This window comes from Acrocarpospora sp. B8E8 (assembly GCF_039871605.1).
Classification (GTDB): Bacteria; Actinomycetota; Actinomycetes; order Streptosporangiales; family Streptosporangiaceae; genus Acrocarpospora; species Acrocarpospora macrocephala.
This window is the reverse complement of record NZ_JBDPLV010000078.1, coordinates 38,287-48,155: the sequence shown is the minus strand read 5'-3', so window position 1 is coordinate 48,155 and position 9,869 is coordinate 38,287. Positions and strand designations below refer to the sequence as shown.

The following is a 9,869-nucleotide window of genomic DNA, read 5'->3' as shown; positions in this document are numbered from 1 at the left end:
CCGTGCCCGAGACCACCGCGCCCGCGATGGCCGCTGACCAGCGGCTCACCAGAGGCCCACTATCACGGTCGGCCGGAGTGTCCGCCCTGCCCACCCGCTACGGACCCCAGCCCTCACACCCCACCCGAACGCTTACCGTGGAACTCCCACCCACCCTTTGTGCCTGTCCGGACTCCGCCCGCCCCGCCATCACCGTGGCTTGCGCCACCTACCCGCCACGGACCCCGACCACCACACGGCACGCGATCGGTCGCAGTAGAACCCCACCCAGAAATCACCAAGGACCAGTTGTCAGCTCAGTGACATCCCCGCTGGAAGCCCGGTCGCTGTGGCCTTGCCGTCATAGTCCACGTGCACGTCGACGTGGGCATCCCCCACCCGCAGGCCCCGTACCGACACCGCCCCAAGCGGCGCCCCGGCCAGGGGGCGCAGCACCGCGCGCCCGCCGGGCACATCCGGATAGAAGCCCACCGCCGCATGCGCGATCGTCACCGCCGCAGCCGCCGACCAGGCCTGCGGCCGGCATGCCGCCGGATACGGCACCGGCCGGATCACGCTCCCCCGGCTATCCCCCGCATACAACTCAGGCAGCCGATACCCGAACGACTCCGCCGCCGCCAGCAGGCCTTCCGCCAGTACCGCGGCCTGGTCGCCGAAGCCCTCGCGGGCCAGTCCGGCGATCACGATGGCCGTGTCGTGCGGCCAGATGGACCCGCAGTGGTAGGACAGCGTGCTGTACCCACCCTCCTCCGCCGACATCGTCCGCAACCCGAACCCTTCCGCCATCGCGGGCGAGGCGAGCAGCGCGGCCACCTGCGCGGTTTCCTCCTCCGACAGCAGCCCGGTGCCGAGCAGATGCCCGATGTTGCTGGTCAACGCGTCCACCGGCCGCTTGTCGTGATCGAGCGCGAGGGCCGGGAACCTCCCATGCGGCCCGTCCACCCAGAACTTGGCGCGGAACCGTTCGGCCAGCGCCGCGGCGTACTCGCGCCACTCCTCGGCCCCCGGACGACCGAACGCCTCAAGCAGCGACGCCCCCTGCCGGGCTGCTTGGTAGGCGTATCCCTGCACCTCCACCAGCGCGATCGGCGGCTCGGCCGTGCCGCCGTGCTGGAACCGGATGGAGTCACCGGAATCCTTCCAGCCCTGATTGGCCAGGCCACGCCCGCTGGAGTCGATGTATTCGATGAAGCCATCCCCATCCGGATCGGCGTGGTCGCGCAGCCAGCCGAGCGCCGCCTCCAGGTTGGGCACCAGCGCCGCGACCTCGTCCTCCGGCAGCCCCCACCGCCAGGCGTCATGCAGCAGGCTGATCCAGAGCGGGGTGGCGTCGATGGTGCCGTAGTACGCGGCGGGCAGCCGCACGTTGTGCGCCGGCTCGACGAACTCGTCCCGGCGCAGCTCGTGCATGATCTTCCCGGGAGCCTCGCCGGTCCTGGGATCGATCCGAACCCCCTGCCGCCGGGCCAGCGTACGCAACGTGCCCCCGGCCAGGTCGGTCCCCAGCGGAAGCATCATCGACGCCGCCCACAGGCTGTCCCGGCCGAACAACGTCAGGAACCAGGGCACTCCCGCGCCCAGAAAGGTGTCCTCCGGCGTGTCGGCCTCGGTCAACCGCAGCGACGCGAGGTCGTCCAGCGCCTGGTCGAGCATCCGGGTCAACCGCCGGTCCGCGACGGTCACCCCCGGCACGCTCCACTCCAGCTCGCCCGGCGGCGCGACCACGACCGCGTCCGGATCCTCAATCAGGGTGTCCCAGAAAAGGATCACCCGGCTGCGCGGCGCCAGCGTGATCTGCCACACCAGCCGGGACTCGTCCACAATCGAGGCTCCCGCCCCGGTCGCCACCACCCGAATCCGACCGGAACGCCACGACAGTCGCCCGGGCCCGGTGCGGACCGGCTCGCTGGTCTCGGTGTCACCGCCGGACTTGACCACGCTGATCGGCGCGAAATCGCAGGCCAACTCGATGCTCACGGTGGCCGTCACGGTCATGGAGGCGGTAGAAGTGATCTCCACGCTCTCGCTCATACCGGTCGGGCCGATCTCGCGCACCCGGTCGATCCGTACGGTCGGATCCGGCATGCGGTCACCGAGCCGGCGGGCCAGTGAGGTGAAGCGGCTGCGACCCGGACCGGCCGGGGCGTAGCCGATGGCCTCCGGTTCGTGGCCGTCGACCAGCAGGGTGGCCTGGGACAGCGCACGGGTGTCGGCGTGGAAGAGCCCCTGCACCCCCGCCGGACGGATCTGCCCGTCGGCGCCACTGAGCGCGCTGGTAGGCGCCATGACCGTGCTGATCAGGTCGTGCAGCAGCGGTTGCAGGCGATGATCGCCCAGACCGCTGTGCGGTTCGGCAAGCACACGTAGTCCTTTCGTTATCTCCATCCAGCAGCTGTGTCATGGCCGATCCTTCGGATCGGCGGGCTTGGCCGCGCCTGCGTCTTCCCTCGTCACTCCGGCCGCTCCGCGACCTGCGTTCCTCAGTCCAGACACAGGCGCGGCCAAGCAGGGTCTTGACAGACGGTCGCGGGAGGTGCAGATTGCGAAACAATTCTCTAACTTTGAACGATCAAATCATGCCTTACTTATATTTGAACGTTCAACCCCCCGAAAGGTGTGTTCATGGCCGAAAAGGTGACGATCGCCGACGTCGCCCGTGTCGCGGGCGTCTCCCGGCAGACCGTTTCCAACGCTCTGAACACCCCCGAGGTCGTACGCCCGGAGACACGGCAGCGGGTGCTGGAAGTCGTCGAGGAGCTCGGATACCGAGTGAACCTCGCGGCCCGGCAGATGCGCACCGGCCGGTCCGGGCTGATCGCCATCAGGGTCGACCCGGTCGGCGACGGCATCAACGGCTCGGTCTTCGACCGGTTCCTGCACGGCCTGACCGAGGCGGCCGCCGAAGCAGGCCACCGGCTGCTGCTGTACACCGCCGCCGACGACCACAAGGAGATCGCCGCCTTCGAGGACCTGCTCGGCGCGCACGAGCCGGACGCGTTCGTGCTGACCAGCACCCACCACAAGGATCTCCGCACCTCCTGGCTGCTCGAGCGGCAGTTGCCGTTCGTCACGTTCGGCCGCCCGTGGAGCGAGCTCCCCGACGTGAGGCACCCGTGGGTGGACGTGGACGGCGCGGCCGGCACCGAGGCGGCCACCGAGCACCTGCTCGCCGCCGGGCACCGCCGGATCGCCTTCATCGGCTGGCCGCCCGGGTCCGGCGTCGGCGACGACCGCCGGCTCGGCTGGTCCCGGGCCCTGGCCGGGGCCGGGCTCGACCCCACCGGCCTGAGCCGGGAGACCGACGACGGCAGCGTCGAGGGCGAGGCCGTGGCCCGCGACCTGCTGGCCGGCGACCCCGACATCACCGCCCTGGTCTGCGCCAGCGACTCGCTCGCGCTCGGCGCCCTGCAGGTGGCCCGCTCCCCCAACCTCGCCTGGCACGCCGAGGCCTACCGGCGTATCGCCGTGATCGGCTTCGACGACACCCCGGTGGCCAAGGCGATCGGGCTGACCAGCGTGCACCAGCCCCTGACCGAAGCCGCGGCCCGCTGCATGAGCCTGCTCAGCCGGGCCCTCGAAGGAACACCGCCCAGCCACCTCCTGCTCCCGCCCTTCCTGGTGGTACGGCAGTCCGCCTGACCAGAGATCAGCGCACAACCCCCGGAAAGACAAGGAATATCGCGATGAAGCGCAGCACCCTTCGGAAGGCGGCCGTCCTGTCCGCCGCGTCCGCCGCCCTGCTCTCGGCAGCCGCCTGCGGCAGCGGTTTCGAGGAGCCGGGCGCCGCTCCCACCCAGGCCCCGGCCTCCGCCGGACCGGCCGACCTGCAGATCATGATCGGCTCGTCCGGCGAGGCCGAGACCAAGGCGGTCAACGACGCCGCCGCCGCGTGGGCCACCAAGACGGGCAACAAGGCCACGGTGACGCCCGCCCAGGACCTCGGCCAGCAGCTCGGCCAGGCCTTCGCGGGTGACAGCCCGCCGGACGTGTTCTACGTGGACGCGTCCCGGTTCGCCGACTACGCCAGCGTGGGGGCGCTGGAGCCGTACGGCGACAAGATCTCCAACCCGACCGACTTCTACCAGAGCCTGCGCGACACCTTCACCTACGACGGCAAGTACTACTGCGCGCCCAAGGACTTCTCCACCCTGGCCCTGGTGATCAACACCGACCTGTGGGCCAAGGCCGGGCTGACCGACGCCGACGTGCCGACCACCTGGGACCAGCTCACCGCCACCAGCGAGAAGCTGAAGGCCAAGGACATCACCCCGCTGGCGCTCGGCGACACCCGCGACCGGGTGGGCGCGTTCATGGTCGGCGCGGGCGGCTGGATCATCAGCCCGGACGGCAAGACCGCGACCGCCGACACGCCCGAGAACCTGACGGCGCTGACCTACGTCCAGGGCCTGATGAAGGACAAGTACGCCCAGACGCCCAAGCAGCTGGACGCCGGCTGGGCCGGTGAGGCCTTCGGCAAGGGCAAGGCCGCGATGACGGTCGAGGGCAACTGGATCAAGGGCGCCATGACCAACGACTTCCCCGACGTGAAGTACTCGGTCCACGAGATGCCCGCCGGTCCCAAGGGCAAGGGCACGCTCTCCTTCACCAACTGCTGGGGCATCTCCGCCAAGAGCAAGTACAAGGAGCAGGCCATCAGCTTCGTCGAGGCGATGACCACCGTCGAGCAGCAGATGGCGTTCGCCACGGCGTTCGGCGTCATGCCCTCCCGCCAGTCCGCCAAGGACGCTTACACCGCGGCCTTCCCGAACGACGCCCCCTTCGTGAACGGCGCCGACTACGCGCACGGCCCGGTCAACGCGCCCAAGATGGACAGCGTGCTGGCCGACTTCGACACCGGTATCCAGCAGCTCGACTCGATCGAGCCGAAGACCCTGCTGGAGCGGGTGCAGAAGAACACCACGGCAGCCCTCGGCAACTAACCCCATTCCGCGCCGGTACGGCACTCGCCTCGGGGGCGGGTGCCGTACCGGGCGGCCCGAAAGGAGGCCGTCGTGGCTGTTGCCGCGCGGCGTCGAGGGTTCTCCGCCGCCGCCAGGGAGAATCTCGCGGGCTGGCTGTTCGTGGCCCCAGTTGTCGTCATCCTCAGCCTGTTCATGCTGTTGCCGATTCTGATGGCGCTGTGGGTCAGCGTGACCGACTGGAACGGGCAGGGCAGCCCGTTCAAATCGAGCGTGCCTTTCGTCGGGACCGAGAACTACACCCGGCTGTTCACCGAGGACGGGCTCACCCGGCAGGATTTCATGACGAGCCTGCGGAACAACGTCTACTACGTGCTGATCGTGGTGCCCTGCCAGACCGTGCTCGCGCTCGGTCTGGCCATGATCGTCAACAACCGGCTGCTGCGCGGCAAGTCGTTCTTCCGCGCGGCGTTCTTCTTCCCCTCGGTCACCAGCTCGGTGGCCATCAGCGTGGTCTTCCTGTTCGTGTTCGCCAACTCGGGCGCGGTCAACAACCTGCTGAGCGTCTTCGGCATCGACGGGCCGCAGTGGTTCTCCGATTCCCGGGGGACCCTGCACCTGCTGCTGAGCGGGGTGGGTCTGGTGGATCTGGACGCTCCCCCGGCGGCGCTGCTGGAGTCGGGTCCGTTCGGCCTGTCCTGGTGGGACTGGCTGTCGGGGCCGAGCGTGGCCATGACGACCATCATCATGCTCGTCATCTGGACCACCTCGGGCACGTTCATGCTGATGTTCCTGGCCGCCCTGCAGGACATCCCGGTGACCCTGGAGGAGGCCGCCAAGCTGGACGGAGCAGGCAACAGGGGCGTCTTCCGTTACGTGACGCTGCCGATGCTCAAGCCGACGCTGTTCCTGGTGCTGACGCTGGGGCTGATCTCCACGTGGCAGGTGTTCGACCAGATCTACGTGATGAGCCAGGGCAATCCCGCCAAGACCACCCTTACTCCGGCGTTCTTGTCGTACCAGACAGCCTTCCGCAGCTTCGAGTACGGCTCCGGGACGGCGATCTCGTTCGTGCTGTTCGCCATCATCGTGGTGCTGACGCTGATCCAGCGATGGGTCATGCGGGATCGGAAGGTGTGAGGTGGCTCGCGACACCACCGGCGGGCGAACGTTCGCCTCAACCTTCGTCGGTTACTGCGTCCTGATCTTCTTCGCGCTGGTCTTCCTCTACCCGTTCGTGATCCAGATCGGCAACTCGTTCAAGACCGAATCGGACGCCGCGGCCAACCCGCTGTCACCGTTCCCCGACCCGGTGTCCACGGGCGGGTACGAGCGGGTGTTCCTCGGCACCGACCTGCCGCTCTGGCTGGGCAACTCGATCGTGATCACGATCGTGGTGACGCTCGGGCGGCTGCTGCTCGACTCGATGGCGGGCTACGCTCTCGCCCGCCTCCGGTTCCGTGGCCGCGCCGGGCTATTCTCGGCGATCCTCGCCATCATGGCGGTCCCGGGCGTTGTGCTCTTTATCCCAAAATTTCTGGTTTTGAATCAGATTGGGATCTACAACAGCTACACCGCGCTGATACTGCCGGTGATCGCGGACGCGGCGGGCGTGTTCATCATGAAACAGTTCTTCGAGTCCATCCCAGTCAGTGTCGAGGAGGCCGCGCGGATCGACGGAGCCGGGGTGTTCCGGACGTTCTGGTCGGTCGTGCTACCGATGGCCCGACCGGCGCTGATCACGCTGACGATCATCTCCTTCCAGGGCACCTGGAACGAGTTCCCGCACAGCCTGGTGTCCGTGCAGGATCCGGCGCTGTTCACGCTGCCCCGGGGTCTGGCCGACCTGGTGTCGGGGTCGCTGGGGGTCGGCACCCAGTATCCGCTCAAACTGGGCGCGGCTCTGCTGGCCACCATTCCGGTGGCCATAATGTTCGTTGTCTTCCAGCGCTACTTCGTGCGGGGAGCCAACGAGGGCTCCGACAAGGGTTAGTCGACCCGCCCAATGATCTGGGCGATCGAGGTGTACCCATGTCGGCGCAGGCGGCGGGAGAGCTGGCGATTCATGCGGGACGGCCACAGCGGTCCCGCGTAGATCAGCCCGGTGTAGCCCTGGACCAGGGTGGCGCCGGCGAGAAGACGTTCCCAGACGTCGTCCACGCTCTCCACGCCGCCGACCGAGACGAGCGCGAGCCGGTCCCCCACCTTGGCGTGCAGCCTGCGGAGCACTTCCAGCGAGCGCTCCTTCAACGGCCGCCCGGACAGTCCGCCTTGTTCCGTGGATGAGACGTTTTTTCGGCTGATCGTGGTGTTCGTGGCGATGATTCCGGCGAGGCCGAGTTCCACCGCGAGCTGGGCGACTTCGTCCACGTCCTCGTCGGCCAGGTCGGGCGCGATCTTCACCAGCAGGGGCGTACGGCCCGCGACGGCTTTGACCTGGGTGAGCAGGGGGCGCAGCAGCTCCACGGCCTGCAGGTCGCGCAGGCCCGGGGTGTTGGGCGAGCTGACGTTGACCACCAGGTAGTCGGCCAGCGGTGCCAGCGTCCTGGCGCTGGTCACGTAGTCGCGCGCGGCCTCGTCCTCGGGCACAACCTTGGTCTTGCCGATGTTGACGCCGACGACGACCGGGAGGCTGCGGGGCTTTCTGAGGCGTTTCGCGGCCGCTGTCGCGCCGTTGTTGTTGAAGCCCATCCGGTTGATGATCGCCCGGTCGCCGATGAGGCGGAACAGGCGGGGGCGGGCGTTGCCCGGCTGCGCGTGCGCGGTGATCGTGCCCACCTCGACGTGGCCGAAGCCCAGCGCGGCCAGCGGCTCCACGCATTCCGCGTTCTTGTCGAAACCGGCGGCCAGCCCGAACGGGCTGGGGAAGTGCACGCCGAAGGCCTGGACGCGCAGAGCCTCGTCACGCGGGGCCAGCCAGCCGTGGATGATCTGCTTCGCCAGCGGCAGGATGGCCAGGATCCGGAGCAACCGGATCGTCAGATGATGAACCGTCTCGGCGTCAGTACGGCTCAGAACTCGCGTGAGCAGGATTCGATACATCACCGATCAGGGTATCGCCCCACTCCACCACGACGAGAAACCGACTCGTCCTCAGCCAGGGCCGACGTCCATACCCAGCGCGGCGGCGATGGTGATCGCCTGGGAAAAGTCGATCTTCGCTCCCGTGACGGTGGCCGTGCGGGGATCCAGCGCGGAGAGGTCGCTGCCGCGCAGGTCGCATTCGGTGAAATTCGTCTGGCGTAACGAAGCCCCGGAGAGATCGACGCCGCGGAAAGTGGCACGCGCGCAGATGGTGTTTCGCAGGTCGGCCTCGCGGAGCCGGACGCCGTCGAAGGTTGTGCCGGTGAGGTCGGCGTAGGGCAGGGCGGCGAAGGACCAGTCGCCGCCGTCGACCTTGAGCAGCGCGAACGCGCAGTCGTCGAAGGTGCTGCCGACCAGCTTGCAGCCGGTGAAGGTGGCGTCGAAGAACGAGCAGCGGACGAACGTGCAGTTGAGGAACGCCGACTCGGTGTGAGTGGAGACGTTGAAGCGCACGCCGCGGAAGGTGCATTCGGAGAAGACCGCGCGGCTGCTGGTGGCCTCGGTCATGTCCACATCGACGAACTCGACCCGATGATGCTCCTGGCCGGACAGGTCATCCCCATCCCAGCTCACCGAACGGATCGTCGTGCCCGCCTCCGGCGGGAGGCCCCTGCGCCCTCGCTCAACCACCAGGCCACCCTACGCACCCCCACCGACAATTCCAGAAGGGCCCGGCCGCTGGCCGACCGGGCCCCGAGCACCCGGGGGCACCTCCGGAAATTGTTAGACGATCTTGCCTGACCACAGGTTCGCGGCGACCTTGTAGACCCCGTAGGTCTCCCCGTCGAAGTACGGCGAGACGCTGGTGTCGTAACGGTTGTTGCCGTCGCGATCGGCGACGCCGATCGTGACACCGTTCAGGAAACCGAGGCGACGTGCCGGTAGTCGCGGACCGGGACCACGGTCAGTTCGGCCCGCGCGGAGGCGGGGTCGGCCAGCAGCCTGGCCTTCTCCTTCTCCGCCTCGGCCTTGGTCTCGAAACGTTTGCTGTCGTAGTGCCGGTCGAAGTCGGCCGAGGTGGGGATGACGCCGTTGTACACGTTCACGAACGCGTAGTCGCGGTCGCCGTCCTCGTAGACGTCGTAGTCGTAGTGCGTGAACGCCTGCTTGCCGACGTAGATGCCCCACGGGGTCTTGCCCTCGTAGTAACCGGGGATGAAGACCCACTTGTCGAGCGTGGCCTTGTTCGACTCGGTGTCGTACACGCAGTGGCCCGCGGTGGCGACCAGGTTGCGCCGGTCGAGACGTGCTTGGCGACGACCTTGGTCTCCACGTTGTACGGCGTGGCGCCGATCAGGTTGGCTTTGCGCTCGCCGTACCAGAACGCGGCGATCTGGCGGGCGGCCATGTTCGTATTGGCGAGGATGACCGACGGGACTTCGTCGGTCGCTTGGGCCGGAGCGGTGACAAGAGCGGAGGCCAGCAGGCCCGCGCTAATGCCACCTACAATGAAAGTGCGCTTCATGGTGTAACCGCGGGCCTGTCGTGAGACGTCACTTGCGCCCCATGCGTCAGTAAAGGAAGAAAGAGACGGTATAGCACGCATTCATATGCGTAGATAGGGTCGGGTGATTAGCCGTGATGGGCTATGAGTCTCTGATTCGCGATATTTCCGCAGATGAGACTGGACGGCATAATGGGCTTAACCGACGTCTATTCGTCTGGGCTATGACGTAAATCACATTAAAACCGGTGACAGGCTGGGGCGTCGGAAGCGCGTCTAATATCGACCGGAAAATGCGGCAGGGCTCGCCCTGCTGATTGCTGGAACCCGGGGCACATCCGGATCCCGTGTACCTGGCCAGCCACGACGAGCCGACGGAGCTTGGCGGCGACCTTGGTGAAGGGGAATGCGTGTGAAACGAA

8 protein-coding genes are annotated in these 9,869 nt (G+C 67.7%); 4 read left to right on the top strand and 4 right to left on the bottom strand.

Annotated elements, in window-relative coordinates:
* Nucleotides 1–291 precede the first annotated feature (291 nt).
* On the bottom strand, nucleotides 292–2,361 hold the full coding sequence (locus tag ABGB08_RS45430) for a glycogen debranching N-terminal domain-containing protein (protein WP_347603956.1): 2,070 nt from the start codon (nucleotides 2,359–2,361) through the stop codon (nucleotides 292–294).
* A gap of 261 nt (nucleotides 2,362–2,622) precedes the next feature.
* Here ABGB08_RS45430 and ABGB08_RS45425 point away from each other — a divergent pair, with 261 nt between their 5' ends.
* From ABGB08_RS45425 to ABGB08_RS45410, 4 genes are all read left to right on the top strand, one after another.
* Nucleotides 2,623–3,639, top strand: a complete 1,017-nt coding sequence (locus ABGB08_RS45425) for a LacI family DNA-binding transcriptional regulator (protein WP_347603954.1) — start codon at nucleotides 2,623–2,625, stop codon at nucleotides 3,637–3,639.
* Nucleotides 3,640–3,683: 44 nt separating this feature from the next.
* Nucleotides 3,684–4,940, top strand: a complete 1,257-nt coding sequence (locus tag ABGB08_RS45420; protein WP_347603952.1) for an extracellular solute-binding protein — start codon at nucleotides 3,684–3,686, stop codon at nucleotides 4,938–4,940.
* A 72-nt stretch (nucleotides 4,941–5,012) separates the two neighbouring features.
* Nucleotides 5,013–6,059 carry a sugar ABC transporter permease gene (locus tag ABGB08_RS45415; protein ID WP_347603950.1) on the top strand — a complete coding sequence of 349 codons (1,047 nt, stop codon included), beginning with the start codon at nucleotides 5,013–5,015 and terminating at the stop codon, nucleotides 6,057–6,059.
* A 1-nt stretch (nucleotide 6,060) separates the two neighbouring features.
* The gene (locus tag ABGB08_RS45410) at nucleotides 6,061–6,912 is read left to right on the top strand and encodes a carbohydrate ABC transporter permease (protein WP_347603948.1); all 852 of its coding nucleotides are present in this window, start codon (nucleotides 6,061–6,063) and stop codon (nucleotides 6,910–6,912) included.
* On the opposite strand, the gene ABGB08_RS45405 is transcribed toward ABGB08_RS45410, so the two are convergent.
* The 3 genes from ABGB08_RS45405 to ABGB08_RS45395 form a co-directional block, all read right to left on the bottom strand.
* Nucleotides 6,909–7,961 carry a quinone-dependent dihydroorotate dehydrogenase gene (locus ABGB08_RS45405; RefSeq protein ID WP_347603946.1) on the bottom strand — a complete coding sequence of 351 codons (1,053 nt, stop codon included), beginning with the start codon at nucleotides 7,959–7,961 and terminating at the stop codon, nucleotides 6,909–6,911. The genes ABGB08_RS45410 and ABGB08_RS45405 overlap by 4 nt on opposite strands.
* A gap of 51 nt (nucleotides 7,962–8,012) precedes the next feature.
* Entirely contained in the window at nucleotides 8,013–8,633 is a 621-nt protein-coding gene (locus tag ABGB08_RS45400) for a pentapeptide repeat-containing protein (RefSeq protein WP_347603944.1), read from the bottom strand.
* A 227-nt stretch (nucleotides 8,634–8,860) separates the two neighbouring features.
* On the bottom strand, nucleotides 8,861–9,208 hold the full coding sequence (locus ABGB08_RS45395) for a hypothetical protein (RefSeq protein ID WP_347603942.1): 348 nt from the start codon (nucleotides 9,206–9,208) through the stop codon (nucleotides 8,861–8,863).
* Nucleotides 9,209–9,869 lie beyond the last annotated feature (661 nt).

What these genes read in the sequence shown, in the direction of transcription:
- ABGB08_RS45420 (WP_347603952.1), top strand. Translation starts at nt 3,684, where the DNA reads ATGAAGCGCAGCACCCTTCGGAAGGCGGCCGTCCTGTCCGCCGCGTCC.
- ABGB08_RS45405 (WP_347603946.1), bottom strand. Translation starts at nt 7,961, where the DNA reads ATGTATCGAATCCTGCTCACGCGAGTTCTGAGCCGTACTGACGCCGAG.
- ABGB08_RS45425 (WP_347603954.1), top strand. Translation starts at nt 2,623, where the DNA reads ATGGCCGAAAAGGTGACGATCGCCGACGTCGCCCGTGTCGCGGGCGTC.